The organism is Veillonella parvula DSM 2008 (genome assembly GCF_000024945.1).
Lineage (GTDB): Bacteria > Bacillota > Negativicutes > Veillonellales > Veillonellaceae > Veillonella > Veillonella parvula.
The window spans coordinates 2062789-2078223 of the sequence record NC_013520.1 but is presented as its reverse complement, the minus strand read 5'-3'; the positions used below and the strand labels follow the sequence as shown (position 1 = coordinate 2078223).

The 15435-nt window shown below is 38.3% G+C and carries 14 protein-coding genes; all 14 read left to right on the top strand.

From position 1 onward, the window contains the following. Positions 1–42: 42 nt before the first annotated feature. The 14 genes from cas2 (at position 43) to VPAR_RS09215 (ending at position 15340) form a co-directional block, all read left to right on the top strand. Complete coding sequence (gene cas2, locus VPAR_RS09280; RefSeq protein WP_012865016.1) at positions 43–318, top strand: CRISPR-associated endonuclease Cas2; 276 nt, start codon at positions 43–45, stop codon at positions 316–318. A gap of 17 nt (positions 319–335) precedes the next feature. Continuing rightward, positions 336–1331 (top strand): CRISPR-associated endonuclease Cas1, encoded by a 996-nt coding sequence (gene cas1 / locus VPAR_RS09275; RefSeq protein ID WP_012865015.1) that lies wholly within the window; start codon positions 336–338, stop codon positions 1329–1331. A 192-nt stretch (positions 1332–1523) separates the two neighbouring features. After that, positions 1524–1889, top strand: coding sequence for a hypothetical protein (locus VPAR_RS09270; RefSeq protein ID WP_012865014.1), 366 nt, complete (start codon positions 1524–1526; stop codon positions 1887–1889). 30 nt (positions 1890–1919) lie between these two features. Continuing rightward, positions 1920–3521, top strand: coding sequence for a Cas10/Cmr2 second palm domain-containing protein (locus VPAR_RS09265; RefSeq protein ID WP_012865013.1), 1602 nt, complete (start codon positions 1920–1922; stop codon positions 3519–3521). Positions 3522–3523: 2 nt separating this feature from the next. Next, positions 3524–4171, top strand: a complete 648-nt coding sequence (locus VPAR_RS09260; RefSeq protein ID WP_012865012.1) for an RAMP superfamily CRISPR-associated protein — start codon at positions 3524–3526, stop codon at positions 4169–4171. Further along, entirely contained in the window at positions 4159–5739 is a 1581-nt protein-coding gene (locus VPAR_RS09255; RefSeq protein WP_012865011.1) for a hypothetical protein, read from the top strand. The genes VPAR_RS09260 and VPAR_RS09255 overlap by 13 nt, the downstream gene beginning before the upstream one ends. 13 nt (positions 5740–5752) lie before the next feature. Beyond that, entirely contained in the window at positions 5753–7087 is a 1335-nt protein-coding gene (locus VPAR_RS09250) for an RAMP superfamily CRISPR-associated protein (protein ID WP_012865010.1), read from the top strand. Next, positions 7080–7643 carry a type III-D CRISPR-associated protein Csx19 gene (gene csx19, locus VPAR_RS09245; protein ID WP_012865009.1) on the top strand — a complete coding sequence of 188 codons (564 nt, stop codon included), beginning with the start codon at positions 7080–7082 and terminating at the stop codon, positions 7641–7643. Before VPAR_RS09250 ends, csx19 begins: the two co-directional genes overlap by 8 nt. A 1-nt stretch (position 7644) precedes the next feature. Then, complete coding sequence (locus VPAR_RS09240) at positions 7645–9657, top strand: TIGR03986 family type III CRISPR-associated RAMP protein (RefSeq protein WP_012865008.1); 2013 nt, start codon at positions 7645–7647, stop codon at positions 9655–9657. Further along, the gene (gene cas6, locus VPAR_RS09235) at positions 9657–10460 is read left to right on the top strand and encodes a CRISPR system precrRNA processing endoribonuclease RAMP protein Cas6 (RefSeq protein ID WP_012865007.1); all 804 of its coding nucleotides are present in this window, start codon (positions 9657–9659) and stop codon (positions 10458–10460) included. Before VPAR_RS09240 ends, cas6 begins: the two co-directional genes overlap by 1 nt. Positions 10461–10808: 348 nt before the next feature. Beyond that, positions 10809–11471, top strand: coding sequence for a phosphoribosyltransferase (locus VPAR_RS09230; protein ID WP_012865006.1), 663 nt, complete (start codon positions 10809–10811; stop codon positions 11469–11471). A 1-nt stretch (position 11472) separates the two neighbouring features. Continuing rightward, positions 11473–12420, top strand: a complete 948-nt coding sequence (locus VPAR_RS09225) for a DNA-processing protein DprA (RefSeq protein ID WP_012865005.1) — start codon at positions 11473–11475, stop codon at positions 12418–12420. A 27-nt stretch (positions 12421–12447) separates the two neighbouring features. Beyond that, positions 12448–12984, top strand: coding sequence for a hypothetical protein (locus VPAR_RS09220; RefSeq protein ID WP_012865004.1), 537 nt, complete (start codon positions 12448–12450; stop codon positions 12982–12984). 100 nt (positions 12985–13084) lie between these two features. Continuing rightward, complete coding sequence (locus VPAR_RS09215; protein ID WP_012865003.1) at positions 13085–15340, top strand: hypothetical protein; 2256 nt, start codon at positions 13085–13087, stop codon at positions 15338–15340. Positions 15341–15435: the final 95 nt, after the last annotated feature.

Genomic DNA, 15435 nt, shown 5'->3' with positions numbered 1-15435 from the left:
TTCGCTGACTAATGGTAGAAAGTAAAGATACAGGAGGTTCTGATGCGGTATCTTATTTCTTATGATATTTCTGATACTAAAATTAGAAATAAGGTAGTTAAGTATTTAGAATCCTTCTGTTATCGCATACAGTATAGTGTGTTTTTATGTGTTCATGCTCACGTTAGAGTAGAAACGATTGCTAAAAGGCTCGAAGTGTTAACACAAGGGGATGAAACACGGCGCCTCCTCATCGTCTCTATTTCTGACACAGCTAAGACACCTATATGGTGTAATAAAATAATTCCATTAACAGAGGATAAGATGTTGATCATTTAATTTTTTAGGAGGTTGTGATGTTAGAAACTTTATATGTAATGACACCTGGTATATCGATACGACAAGATGGAGGATTATTGGTACTTGAAAAAGATCATTCTGTTATTAAAGAAATTCCTATAGCGACTGTATCAAATCTTGTATTAGGTCGAACGATTCAAATTTCTACGCAGGTTATGTTTTCTTTAGTGAAGCAAGGTTCTCTCATTCAGTTTGTAGATCATAAGTATCAGCTTGTAGGGACCTTAGGGGATGAGCATACGCCTTTACAACGTTTATTGTGGCAAGTAGCATGCTTTCAAAATCAAGAATTTGCCTTAGATGGGGCAAAATATATTGTTCGTCGTAAGATTAAAGGTCAGATAGCCTTGTTGAATCAGTACAAAAAGAGTAAGTGCATTCCAAATTTTGTGGTCGTACATAGAACGATGCAAGCATTGCTGAAACGTGTAGAAAGAACAAAAAAAGTAGAGACATTACGTGGTATAGAGGGTTTAGCATCTAGGACTTATTTTTCTGTATTAGGGCATGTATTATCTGAACCATGGGAATTTTCTGGTCGTAAACGTCATCCTAGCCCTGATCCTGTTAACGCTATCCTGAGTTATGGCTATTCGTTTTTAGAACGGGAAGTCCGTGCCTGTTTGTTGACTGCTGGTTTAGATGTACGCATAGGTGTTTTACATAGCACGAATAATCGAAAGGATAGTTTAGTATACGATGTAATGGATATATTTAGACAAGATATAATCGATCGCTTTGTATTAAAACTATTGAATCGTCATATGATACTCCCTGAAGATTTTGATCTGTCAGAACGAGGGTGTTTTTTATCTAAGGAGGCCAATAAGAAATGGGTGGAGCTTTATGAGGACTATATGAAAGCGGAACTTTCTCGCATTGATAATCTAGCACCAAGAAAATGGATTCAACAAGAAATACAAGCTTTTATTTCATATCTCAAATCGTTAGATGAAACAGTAGATATTGAAAAATCTGAGAATATATCTTGATAATAGGGGCTGATGTATATGTAAAAATATGGTATCAGTCTATACATTTGTGTAATTATATACAATTTATAAAATATGAAAAATCTTTCATAAATCATGTATTTATGAGTGATTTTTTTTATATGATTTGCTATTATTAAAGATGAATAATAAATGAATTTTGTTTTGTAGTTTGTATAGTGAGGAGTGGTTATGTTTATCAATCATACAAATCATCCTTCTCAATATTGGTCGGATGAACAGTTGGCAGCAGCTCATCAATATGGCGAGGTGGTAGATATACCATTTCCCCTCATTGATCCGGCGTTACCATCTGGTGAAATTGGGCAGCTAGTACAGGAATATGCAGGGAGGATTATAAGTCTTAATCCACAGGTTGTCTTGTGCCAGGGGGAATTTATATACTGTCACGCTTTAGTGGAACGACTATTAGCAGTGGGAATTACTGTATTAGCGGCCACTAGTGAGCGTTTGGTAAGTGAATCTTACGAAGCAGGCATAAATGAGAAAATCGTCAACTTTCAGTTTGTTCAATTTCGAGAATATTGTCATTTATAAATGTTGTGTTAATAGGTAAGGAGTGAGCCTATGCAAGTAAATGCCATATTGTTTGATGTGCAGTCTATTCAAAAGTATATTTTTGCTAACAATAAATTGAAGGCCAATGTTGGAGCATCGTTTATTGTGGATAGATTGTTTGAGGATGTATTGTGTAAAGAAATTATCAATAAGCTTGAGGTAGAGGCTGACACTACATCTTGGTTGACACGTAGTGACAGCATTACATCTCTTCCAAAACCTATATACGTTGCGTATATTGGCGGCGGTAATGCTCTTGTTCTTATAGATGATAAACATGAAAGTTTGGTTCAAGATATTGTTAAGAAATTTACGACTCAAGTTTTGGTGCAGTATCCAGGGCTAAAAGTAGGTGCCACAACTGGTTACATTACTCTTGATGGAATACAGTTTTCTGCAGATCTCGGCAAATTATATAAACAATTGAAATCTAATCAATTTGCATTGAATCCAATAGTGCATCCTGCTAATACAGGTTTGACAACCATTTGTGATTTCAGTGGTGATGTAGCAGATACAACGCAAAGCTTTGGTGATGACAAGCGCTTAGTTGCTACATCCTTCACAGCTAAATTTAAAGCCTTTGAGGCTGCGAATAGCCGTTTAAAAATAGACTTATTTGGTACGGAAACGACTGATTGGGTATTTCCATCTGAATTTGAAGAGTTAGGTCAAAACCAATCTACCGAAAAGAGTAAAACAGGAATTAATGATATTGCTATTGTTCATATCGATGGTAATAACATGGGTGCTCACTTTAGACAATGTAAAACATTAGAAGAACGCAGTGCTCTTTCTAAACGTGTAGCTACAAAGACATTGGAGAGCTTTAAAGCATTGGTGCAATGGATTATTGATAAATACGATATTCTTGATGAAAACCTCGAATTGTCTAAAAATATGTTGCCAATCCGTCCGATTATCATTGGTGGCGATGATATTACTTTTATTTGCAATGCTCGTATTGCAGTGCAAGCCTCTCACTATTTAATGCAACAACTCTTGAGTGATAAGAATGGCATATCCATTTCTTCTTGCGCTGGTATTGCTGTAATTCCTACGTCTTACCCATTCTTTAGAGGCTATGAAATGGCAGAGCAGCTTTGCGATAGCGCTAAATCTAAAATGCGTGAATATAATGCGGTGCACAAGGTTAATGAGTCTTGTTGGATGGATTTTGCCTTCCTTCATGGTGAGACAGCACCTACCTTGGGGCAGTTTTTCGCTAATGAATATAGCAGTTTAACAGGGAATATGCATTTTGGGCCATATCAAGTGTTTAATGATAATATTGAGGCTGAAAAAGATATATTTGCTCTTTCAAAATTATTAGAGTGTACACATCAATTTATTTTGGTTAAGGATAAAGCATATTCAGGTGAGTTACTGGCTCATAATAAGGTCAAAGAATTGCGTTCTGTATTACAAGATAATGAACATATGTGGACTGTATTCCTCGAGCAGCTGCGCAACACTAATAAATTTATGCCTACTGTATCTGGTTGGGATGCTTTCAAAGAAAAACTGTGGGCTAAGGTGGATGGTAAAATGCGTACGCCATATGTTGATGCCATAGAATTAATGGATTATGTTTTGCCTGGATTGGAGTAAGTATGTACACATTAACTATTAAATTATTGTCGCCAACGATGCTTATGTCTGGCCAAGGCGATGTCAACACGGACAGCACTATCGTCCATGATCGTTATGGAATTCCTTTTATTCCTGCTAAACGTGTGCGTGGTGTTTTATATGAAAGTGCCATTGAAGTAGCTGAAATGATGAATGCTGCCGGTTTGAATGCTTTTACCATTGATAATGTAAAGGTATTATTTAATCGACTTGAAGGTGCAGAGGATAACCCTAGATTATCTATTTCTAATTTAACAATTGCTGACTATGAGGTTGTAGCTAGTGAATTAGCGGCTCTTGAAGAGCAATATCCAGCAGTGTTTACGAAGGAACGTGTCCTCGAAGAGTATACATCTATGCGTTATTACACATCTATCGATCAAGTAACAGGTACAGCACTAGAGGGGACGTTACATAACTCTCGCGTTCTCAATAGAGGTCTTGCTTTCAGTGGTCAAATCGATGTGGAAGATATGACGGAAACAGAACGATTGATTTTAGCATGTGCAGTGCGTAATTTGACTGGCATTGGTGGCAAACGTAACCGCGGCTTTGGCCAAGTAGAATGCACAATTGATGACACATCTTTTGATTTAGAATCTTTAGGGGGTACATTATGGAACAAGTAAATATTACGATTACCGTTAAATCCCCAACGCTTATTGCGAATTCCTCTACAGCTGGTGTATTAACATCTACACGAGGCTCCATTGATGGTCGCGTATTGCGAGGTCTTTTTGCATCTCAGTTTATTTTCTCTCATAAACTTGGTAGAGAAGCTCATAAAAACCAGGATTTTATGAAGTTATTCTATGGTGACTTACGATTTGTTGCTGCCTATAAGCATACGCCAAAAGGTACGTCCTTCCCAGCACCGTTGAGCTTACAAAAGAACAAAAATGCAGAAGGCTATGCCAGTGATGATGCCGTAGACTTCTACACCGGTAAAGATCTTTTGGGTTTTAAAGGTGTTAAAGGTTTTGTCATTGTAGATGGCAAAGAATGTAGTCCTGTACAAATTGAAACGGCTATTAAATTACATATGTCTCGTTCCTTAGAGCAAGAACGTGTGCAAGGTCGCAGTAATGAGGGCAGAAATATTTTTAACTATGAATACATTGAGCCAAATCAAGTATTTGTAGGTTCTGTGGTGGGGCCTAAAGCTGCATTAGAGGAGTTTGTTCGTCAATTCCCTAAACAGTTGGATTGTCATATCGGGCGCTCTCGTCGTACTGAATATGGTCATTGTCTCGTTGAAATTGGTGATATTACAGTTGTTCCAACGCCAGTAAATATTGGTAACTCTGTATATGTGCGACTTCATACGCCATTAGTGTTAGGCAATGAGTCTATTAGTCATGTAGTAGCACAAGCAGTACAACCGATTGGTTCAGATATCTCTGTAGGTACTGTGTTTGCCTCTTATCAAGAGGAGCAAAGCTTTAATAGTATTTGGGGCGTTCGTAGTAGTGCTGAAGCGTCTGCATCTGCTGGTAGTATCGTAGAGCTTGTAAAGGAATCTGGTTGGTCTCAAGATGATCTAGATAAACTACAAAATATCTTGTATAACGGTATGGGTACTCGACTTCAAGAGGGCTACGGGCAAGGCCGTTTATGGACTCCTGGCGAGTTCAAGATGGTGAAATTAGGTAAGCAAGAAGCACCTAAGCTCAAATCTTTACATACGCCAACACAAGAAATTGCAAAAAAGGTATTGGAAAAACAAGTTATTGTAAATGCTCGTTTGCGTGCTGCTCACGATGTAGATACGTATATTAAACGTACTATGTCTAGAAGTGGTATATTTAAGCATTTTGCATCTGTACTATTGACTGAACTTGGTACAAATCATGAAACTGGTCATAAGCAATTACAACAATTCTTGAAAGACAAGAAGGCAGAAGGGCAAAAGAAAAATGAGCCTAGAGTTATTGAAAAGAACTTGCGTGAGTTCCATTTAGAGCATGCCTATACGAGGAGTGAAACAAAGAGTGTTAACTTGATGGAGTATATTATTGATTTTGATGCTCCTACATTAGTGGTAGCTTGTTTGGCAAAATCTGGTGAAAGTGGAACATACTACGAAATTCCTGCTGAATTAGTCAATATGGTAGGGCTCGACAAACAAAAACTTTCAAATGTAGTGGCCTACGAATATTGGACATATTTCTTTAGACATATTAGAAAGATTAAGTAAGGAGGACCGTCGTATGTTAAACTCTGCAAGTGTAATGGGGCGGTACACTCTAACTGGTACTGTCAAACTCACAAGCCCTCTCGTTATTCGAGCTGGTGTTAGTAATGATATTTTAAATGATACTGTAGACGATATTGTAGTAACCTATCACGATGGACAACCATTCATTCCTGGGACATCCTTAGCAGGCGTATTGCGCCAAGCGATTCAAGGCCTTGAACCTGTATCTGAAGATGTATTATTTGGTTCCATTGATGACAAAGGTACACAAAGCGCATTACAGATCAATGATATTTCATTAGATAATACAAATATTGTTGTACGTGATGGCATCTGTATAGACGATGTGCGTGGTGTTACTAAAGATGGCGCAAAATATAACTTCGAAGTCATCGAGTCTGGTGCGACTGGTCGATTGCATATCGATTGCGTGATTCGTCAATGTCACGAAAATCAAGTGGATAAGATTGAGCGAGCTCTGGTAGCACTAGCTAATCTACTTAAAAATGGCATCTCCGTTGGTGCTCGTACGGTGAATGGTTTAGGCCGCATAGCATGTAAAGATATTTCTTTAGAGCATTATGACTTCACTAAGCCAGAACATGTAAAAGGGTGGTTACTACGTAAAGCGGGTACATCCGTTGCTATTCCTGAGCGACGTATGGTTGCCGATAAAGATCTTGTTATCAATATGGAATGCTATTTAGAAGATACAGTTCTTATTAAATCTATCTTTGAAGAGGCTTGGGAAGATAAGTCCGTAGCTCTCTTTATTCCAGGTACATCCATTAAGGGCGTATTACGTCATTATTGTAGCCGTATACTACAGGCATTAGGCCGTAGCAATCAAGCGGTGGATGCACTCTTTGGCTATAGCATTGAAAAAACAAATGAAAGCCGTAAAGGTCGTGTCATGGTAGATGAAGTTTACTTTGATAAATCTTTTACACAAGAGGAACAACCTCGCATTCGAGTGGATCGCTTTACAGGTGGTGCCATGAATGGTGCTTTATTCCAAGACCATCCTGTACGTAAGGGTAAAGGTAAACAGTTAGTATTCCCATTGCGCATGACTGTTAAAGATTGCAGTGATAGTGAGGCGGGCCTTGTGCTACTCCTTGTAAAAGATCTTATGACAGGTCAAATTACGTTGGGCGCTAATCGTACAATCGGTTATGGCCGCATTAAAGGTAACTCTGTTGCGGTTCAATATCATGGTGAAAGCTATGGTATCGATGGTACTGGTAAGGTTACGGAAGGTGAATCCACTAAACTTGAAGCTTTGGTACAAGCATTACATCAATCTACAGAAGACACAATGTTAGCTAAGGAGGGTGCTCATGAGTAAACAATTATATAGCCATGAAGGTGTATATACACGTACTTGTGGCATATGTGGTCCTACAGCTAATGTGAATGTACTAGCTGTAGCAAAAGAACAGATGAAACAAGAGGGCTTAGTGATTACGTGGTCTGTCCATAAAGTTAAATGGGGCTATTACAAGCAAGGTGCTTTCTTATTTTCTGATGGTACGACTAATGTAGACTTGGCGTATCTACAAGATATGCGTATCTTTAATGAAAGTGAAGAGTTACGTCTCACTGTTCAACATGGCGAGATTGTATATCGCTATATTAATGATGAAACTGGTGAACCTGTAACGTACGTGGACTCTTCCTCCCGTATGATTGGTGAAGTTGATGCCGGTCGTACACAGTTGAATCGAGTAGAAGGCTTTACAAGCTTAGTTGATACAGGCCGTAAACTTTCACAAATTATCCCTGTGTCCACAACAAAACAATACTGTTATTTAACAACACGTAATTACATTGGCTATTTAGATAATCATCAAGCGAGTTATACAGATTATCGATATGTCAAAATCGTAGATAAGGAGGTCTAGTATGGCTGGTAAAGGTAAAAGTAAAAATAGACATGCTGCTAGTGCGGCCTTCTTTGCACGAAATAATCCAGGTATGGATGTTGAAAAAGTAGCCAATGAAAGACATTCCGGTGGCAATCGTGGCGGTGGACAAAATCGCTCTGGTGGCTATAATAATTCCTACAATAATCAAGGCGGCAATCGCAGTGGTGGTAACAGCAAATACCCAAGTGAGCCAGCAAGTGCAGCGTACAATTTTGTACGCTTGCCAGAGCATGTAATTCCAGCTGAGTTTTATAATGGTCACTTTGAAGGGGTTACAAAAGATGTGCTAAAAGCATACTGTGATCATGTACAACAAGCTGACACACATACAGGCTATATCGACCTTACGATTACTACTGAAACACCATTATTCATTGGGGGGCCATCTAAACAAGATGAGGATACACCACTTGAATTTTATGGCGGCCAAGATAATCCTACAATTCCGGGGGCAAGCCTTAAAGGTATGGTAAAACAAATCTTCAAGATTGTTACAGCTAGTAGCTTTAGACCATACCAACGGGGAACGGGGCTTGGTGATTTCGAAGATAGATATCTTTATTTTCGTGATTTTGCAAGCTCTATTAAATCCCTCAAAGAATACTACGCTTCTCGTATGGTAGGGATGGAAAAGAATGGCAAAGGTGAAATGAAGGCGGCTACAAAAGCAACACCTGGTTTTATTATCCAGACTGTAGACAATAACTATTTTGCTGTACCTAGTGAATCTAGAAAAATGTCGTATTCTGACGATTATGAAATGCAAAAGAAAAAAGATACTCCGTCTATTGATTGGACGAATCAATATGTAAACATCCATACTGGTAGAATGAATTCTAAAAAGTCTTATATGCGCATTACTCGACCTGGTAATTTTGAAGGTAAGCGTATTCCGATTCTTCAAGAATGTATCGACAGTTATAAAGACGATAAAAACCGTGGTACATTAAATCTATTGGATAAAAAAGTCGGTAAATCTGGTGATGCAGCAAAAAAATATACTCGTTGTAATGATGTTAAGTTTGTAGTGCCATGTTTCTTCTCTGAAAAAGACGGTATTGTAGAGCATTTTGGCCATGGTCGATTCTATCGTATTGCATATGATTTGAAAATTAGTGACCACTTGCCAACTACATTAGAACAACATAATAATGGTATTGACCTTTGTGATAGCGTTTTTGGCTACGGTGATAATTGGTCTGGTCGTTTGTCATTCTCCGATGCTCATGTTGTAGGCCCTGTGAGAATGTGCCAATCTGATTACCCACATCCATTGATGGGGCCTAATCCAACATCCTTTCAATTGTATTTAGAGCAAGATGTAGATAATCACTTTACTTATAACCATTGGGGGCATGAAGGGGCGTCCATTCGCGGTTATAAAATGTACTGGCATCAACCTTTAGCAAAAGCAAAAGATTGGACTCGTACAGAAGCGGAAAAAGCCATTCAAGGTACTCGTAAAATCCGTCCAGTTGATACTGGTGTTACCTTTAAAAGCCGCATTCATTTTGACCGATTAAGCAGCGTTGAGCTAGGTGCATTGTTGATGTCCCTAGATTTAGATCATTACTCTGGCGGTAATCGTCGTACATACTATAAACTTGGTATGGGGAAATCTATCGGTTTTGGTAGTATTAAACTAGAGTCTGCTGTAACGGTTTTCGATAGTAAAGAACGCTATGACAGCCTATTCGGTGGTGATACTTGGAATACTGGAGATAGTACAACTACTCCTAATGAGTATGTAGAATCTTTCACTCGGTATTGCGATAATGTACTAGGTTCTAACATATCCTCTTATAAAGCTATGTTAGATGATTTATTCATGATGCTAGATTGGAATATTGCTAATGGCCCAAATGCAGCTAAAAACTGGACTGAAGGTATTTCTATGATGACTATTAAGAATAATAAAATGGATTCTCGTATCAGATTCCGTAGCAAGTTGGATACACCTAAATCCTTCATTGCAAAGTGGTCTAAATAATGCTAGGCATAGTTACTATTGCTTTAGAAGCTCAAAATAGAGGCAGCTTGCCTGCCTTTCCTGGGCGATATCTACATGCGGCACTTTTCTCTATTCTTAGTCATGCAGATGCAGATGAGGCTACATGGTGGCATGATATGGAAGGAATAAAGCCTTTCTCACTACAATTATCCTTTAAAGAGCCTCGTCAAGATAATATCATTCGACGTGGGGATATCTTATGTTTACATGTTTCTGTATGGCATAGTGAGTTATGGGGATTACTAGAAGGTATATCTGAGGGCTTAGAGGTAGTCTTTGGGCGTTTACGTACTACCATCATAGGGATTCGGTATGGAGTACCATTTAATTTACCTTTGAAGGTAGATAATGAGTTGGAGCTAATCAGCCGTCGCCTTTCTGCAAAACAGGCGAAACGCATTACCTTTGAGGTGATGATGCCTACGTCCTTTAATGGAACATATGGAGATATAACGTTCCCTACATCAAGTCTTATTTTCTCCTCTCTAGTAGACAAATGGAATGCTGGAGATATGGCGGATGTATTAGACAAAGACCTAATACGGACCGTTGCTGAAAAAGTAACCCTTGAACGTTGGGAAGGACATACAAAACGAGTATTTTATGGTCGAGATCGAGGGCTTACTGGTTTTGTAGGTAAGTTTACCTTTAATATCTCTAAACTAACAGAAGAGGAAAATCAACTTATCACGATTTTGGCTCTTTTTGGACAGCATTGTGGCATAGGTCGTTTGTCTAGCCAAAGTCTTGGTCAAGTGCGTGTGACATTACAAAACAAATAGGGTTTATAACCCATACAAACTGAACTCAATTGGAGTTCAAATATAGTTACTCTCAAGTAAAGAGGTCTTAAAGGCATCTGTTATAGATGCCTTTGAGACCTCTTTTTTGGTTCCTAGTTTTTTTGATTATCTCCATTTTCGTATAACTCGTATAATGAACACACAAGTTAAACCTGAGGGGTTGAAACATCAAGTAGTATGATAGTTCTCCTTTTAAAAATAAATTTTCTCCTCTCTACACACATAAATCTCCTTTGTTTGGAGACCGTCCTTGACGGTTTGAAATTGAGTGATGGGCACTCCACAGGTTTAACAATAATTATGTAGTTTTTATAAATGGAGGTTCATATGGAACAGTTAATTAGACGTTTTACTTTATCTAGCAATGAATATTTATCTCGTGATTGTGTTGGTTATTACCGTGATTTGTATTTGCGTTTTCGTGAGCCAGGAAATCCTGATTTTCTTAATACTTTAAAAAATACATTGAACAACTATTGTCCTAGTGTCCTAAAATCTGCCCGTCAGGAAGTGTATGATAGAGTAAAAAGGGATATTCCCGATATCATGAAGGCTGAAAAGCTTGAGGAGGTGGTTGTTGCCGTTGTACCTAGAGCTAAAGCCTTTATGTCACCTAACCAGCTAGGCTTCCGCGATGCGGTGCAAGAGTGTGTCAGAATATTACAGGCCAACGGATACTCAGGTATCACAGATGGCATCGGCTGTATTATGCGACATACAAATACGAAGACAACACATATTCATAAAAATTTGCCAGGCTTTGATAATTGCGGTAGCGAGCCCTATGTGGGCATTACAAATGACACTTGTCATATCGACGCCGATGCAGTTCGAGGCAAAACGGTTATTTTAATTGATGATATTTATACAAAAACAGTGAACGTTGATGAGGATTGTATTCAGGCATTATATGATGCGGGCGCAGCTCGTGTTGTATTCTACGCTGTAGCGTACACCTACCGTCGTTCTTCTTATAGAAAAGGGGCATAATATGAACATTTCACCGATAGCTTTAAAAATTTGGGCCGTCCATAATACGACGAGCCGCATTACAACGAGAAAAAGCTTTCACGATAACTGGAAAACAGAGGATGAATTCCTCGCCATGATGAGCGACATTACTGATATCGATGATGTAGTGCATGACCTATCCGTTGCGGTAGATGACATGGACTGGATGGATGGTGCGGTATGCTGCTTTGATGCGGAGTTTCCAGTTATTAATGAAAGCGTCCCTAAAGGGGATCGCCCGTATCTCTTATTTTATAAGGGTGACTTGTCTTTATTGCGTGATTTGAATCGGAATGTGGCAGTCATTGGTTATACAACACCGAACGAGGCTCTCATTGCTCGTGAAAGTAAGATTGTTGAGCACTTAGTCCATCACGGACAACATATCGTAAGCGGCCTTGCAAAAGGTTGCGATGCCATTGGGCATACGGTTTGCATGGACTGTGGAGGAAAGACGATTGCCATTTTGCCATCACCATTAAATGCTATTTCACCGGCAGACCATCGGGACATGGCCCATCAAATTATCGAAAAAGGTGGTCTTGTTATTTCTGAATACTACAATGGGCCGCGCAGTCGTCATGAAGCGATTAATCGTTATGTAGAGCGAGATCGGTTGCAAGCGTTATTTGCCAAGGCTGTAGTGCTCATCGCTAGCTATGAAGGCCGAGATGGAGATAGTGGCTCCCGTCATGCTATGGGTAAAGCACACTCTTATGGACATCTAGCCTGTGTCATGTATGATGAAACGACAGATGGCGAAGTACTTGAGATGAAATTGAACCGTAGCCTACTTTCACAGCAAAAAGCAAAACAATTGGTGACAAATCCAAGTGGAGTCGGTACGACAGGATATAGCTCGGTAATGGTGGATGACCTCGTAAGTTTTGTGAATCCTGCATTAGAGGCACAGCAAAAACTATTTTAATGTTTAATATGACTAAAGGAGGTTCTTATGTTTCACATTGTAGATGTAGATAACACCTTGGTGTTCACCGACGAACTTAATATAGCGGGCTATGTACATGCCTTGGCCTGTGTGGACTTAGAACCTTGTAAGGTCGTGCCACGCATCACACGTGAAATTGTGCAGGAATGCTATCCTCAGCTGACAAAGGGTGAAGTAATGCATATTACTAGACTCAAACAGGACTATGTGGAACGCCATTTAGAGGTATCTCAGCTGAACGAATCTGTAGCACGTGTGCTTGTTACCTATGGTAGTGAACGTTGTGCCCTGTGGACTGTGGCCAATCCTGAACGGGTGCGTATGTTACTAAGATACCATAAGATTACCGAATATAGAGCGATTCGCTTTAGCAATAAAACAGAGGATGATGTAGCTCATGCTGTGCAGGATTTCTGTGCACTCTTTGGTTGTGAGCCTGAGGACTTATGCTTTCACGAAGACAATCCTGAGGTTATTAACTATCTTCGGAAGCTAGGATTGACCGTAATGGCTGTGGAATCAGTTGCAGAATGTGGTAAATAGAGAAATAGGATTTGACAATGATAGGAATTGGTTGTTATATGTTAAAACGTTTGTATAAAGAGAGTTTCTTATTATGTAGTATTATGTACAGGGAGGATCTATGAGATTTTTAACCTTAAGTACAACAGGTATATTTAATGATATTCGTCCATCGTTGTTTCCACCCATAGAAGGAAAGGAAACAACGACATTTTTACTTGCTTTGGATTATTATGTACCAGATCGATGTTTCTTAGAAGATGAACAAGAGGATGTGGAGACAGCTCGAGAAAGGTATGATTTAGAACGTAAACGTATTCGTGCTTTTGTAAAAGCACTTTGCAATGACTGGGGAAAGCCTATAGAGGAGTTGCGAACAGAAGTTATCAATTGTTTGCCAGAGTTTATTAGTCATGGTACCTATAATGGGGAACCATTATTATCTGAACCTCGTGATGGATATTATACTATTTATCCTATGTATAAAAGCTATCGAGGTAGGGATATGCTATTCCCAACACATCAATCTTCTAAAGAGGAGGCTCAGTATATATTCGATCATATGCTTAGATATTTTTTAAAGGTCTTCTTTGAACCAGATGCTTTTTTTGGTTATTTAGACGGTGCATTTCATATTGATACCCCCTTATCTGTCACAACAGTTCAACAGATTTTGGAAGATCTCGAGCGTGAAGCAGTACCATCTCCATTGTCGGTTTCCTCAATTTCCAATACCCATACCATGGACGAACCTACGATAATTAATACAGAGTTCCTATTAATCGCTGATGCCTTTGGTGCTTACATGGTACAAGCCATGGAAGGTGATACAGAGAGTGAACAGTTAGCTGCTTTAACAGAGGATCCATTTGTCTGTGAGATGTGTTGTAGTTTACATAAGTGTTTTATGATTAACAATAGATGTTTTAGCATATCCATTTATGATGAATGTAATATTTGGGTAGATAAAATATTAGATGCTTATGCTATACATGATTATTTACAGATTCTTAACGTTTATAATGATGAGTTTCCATCCTATGACGATGGAGTAATCGGCTATGAGAAACAATATCTTGTAGGACCTTTACTTGATAACCTTGTAAAAGATCTTACACGAGAAAAGCTGTTAGTTCAGTTATCTCCAAAAGATGAGCAACGTAAGGACTATCTTAACTTTATACTCACCTATGATGAGACAGTGCAGTCTATTTTTGAGGAAATATGTGAAAAAAAGATAGATGGTCGAGACATTTATAAGCAGCAAGACTTAGCAACTGTACTAACTCTAGACGTTCGCCTGTGCTGTACATTTTATTGTATGATTGATGCATGTCGACATGCTTTTAATAGATACATGTATGCCGATATTTTACCGATTGTAGACAAGTTAGATGTGCAACTTGCAAAGGTACAAATTTCTGCGACAGATACTTGGCAAGTTGAGTATTTGGTGAAAGTATCTCGCATATCTCAGTGGTATCGAGCACTAGCCTATGCTTGTTTAGGAGATGAAAGAATAGAGCCAATACTACAAGATTTAATGATTATGCAACAGCAAGACCCAGTTTTGTATAAAGAACATATAGATTCTATTTTTGAGAATTTAGACGATCCAGAACATGCTTTTAATACAGAACATTTACGCTATGCATTGCTACATTATTACATAGAAACGAATAATCAACTTGGCTATGAGCGTTATATTAAAGAGCTGTATCCACCAATATTAGGGATAGATTCAGATTACAAAGTACAAAAGAATATACTGTTATACGGTGAAGATGGTAAATATTGTGAAAATTATTCTAATAGAGATTTCTATTTATGGGTGAAAGCGTTGTGGGCGTTCTACTTAGATGATATTGATAAAGAATTTTGGAATGAATTGGTAGAACAATGGGAAAAACAGGACTATATACCTATTTTCTATGGTATAAATGACTATGAGCTATGTGTTAACTATATGATTAAGCTAGCTGTTCATTTTGGAGATATGCAACGAGCCGAGAAATATAAAAAAGAATTTGATATGGCTCTTCCTAATAAGAAAGAACCTATGGAGGATGCACCTAGTGGATATACATGGCCTTTCTTCGATTGCTATATAATAGCTCAAGTTAATGAAACGTTAGGAAATATAGAAATAGCAAAAGAACACTATCACAAAGCCCTTTCCATGGCTTCTTTTGGCGAAGCACGCTGGGAACAATACGAAGAACAACATGGTGGGATATGGAAGACCTACAAAGACTTCGGTTATAGTGGACCAGATTTGAAATTTGAAGATTGGATTAAAGATAGTATTGTGACTTATGACACCATAGAAGAATATAAAAAAGTATTAGATAAGTATCTATTTTATATGTATAAGTAGTGACTATATAGAAAAATTTATATACCTATTTTATAAAGACTTCCATACAAAATTTTATTTATAGATTGAGGTTATGAGCATAAAACATAACTATA

What these genes read in the sequence shown, in the direction of transcription:
- VPAR_RS09255 (WP_012865011.1), top strand. Translation starts at nt 4,159, where the DNA reads ATGGAACAAGTAAATATTACGATTACCGTTAAATCCCCAACGCTTATT.
- VPAR_RS09270 (WP_012865014.1), top strand. Translation starts at nt 1,524, where the DNA reads ATGTTTATCAATCATACAAATCATCCTTCTCAATATTGGTCGGATGAA.
- VPAR_RS09225 (WP_012865005.1), top strand. Translation starts at nt 11,473, where the DNA reads ATGAACATTTCACCGATAGCTTTAAAAATTTGGGCCGTCCATAATACG.
- cas1 (WP_012865015.1), top strand. Translation starts at nt 336, where the DNA reads ATGTTAGAAACTTTATATGTAATGACACCTGGTATATCGATACGACAA.
- cas6 (WP_012865007.1), top strand. Translation starts at nt 9,657, where the DNA reads ATGCTAGGCATAGTTACTATTGCTTTAGAAGCTCAAAATAGAGGCAGC.
- csx19 (WP_012865009.1), top strand. Translation starts at nt 7,080, where the DNA reads ATGAGTAAACAATTATATAGCCATGAAGGTGTATATACACGTACTTGT.
- VPAR_RS09265 (WP_012865013.1), top strand. Translation starts at nt 1,920, where the DNA reads ATGCAAGTAAATGCCATATTGTTTGATGTGCAGTCTATTCAAAAGTAT.
- VPAR_RS09250 (WP_012865010.1), top strand. Translation starts at nt 5,753, where the DNA reads ATGTTAAACTCTGCAAGTGTAATGGGGCGGTACACTCTAACTGGTACT.
- VPAR_RS09220 (WP_012865004.1), top strand. Translation starts at nt 12,448, where the DNA reads ATGTTTCACATTGTAGATGTAGATAACACCTTGGTGTTCACCGACGAA.
- VPAR_RS09240 (WP_012865008.1), top strand. Translation starts at nt 7,645, where the DNA reads ATGGCTGGTAAAGGTAAAAGTAAAAATAGACATGCTGCTAGTGCGGCC.
- cas2 (WP_012865016.1), top strand. Translation starts at nt 43, where the DNA reads ATGCGGTATCTTATTTCTTATGATATTTCTGATACTAAAATTAGAAAT.
- VPAR_RS09260 (WP_012865012.1), top strand. Translation starts at nt 3,524, where the DNA reads ATGTACACATTAACTATTAAATTATTGTCGCCAACGATGCTTATGTCT.
- VPAR_RS09230 (WP_012865006.1), top strand. Translation starts at nt 10,809, where the DNA reads ATGGAACAGTTAATTAGACGTTTTACTTTATCTAGCAATGAATATTTA.
- VPAR_RS09215 (WP_012865003.1), top strand. Translation starts at nt 13,085, where the DNA reads ATGAGATTTTTAACCTTAAGTACAACAGGTATATTTAATGATATTCGT.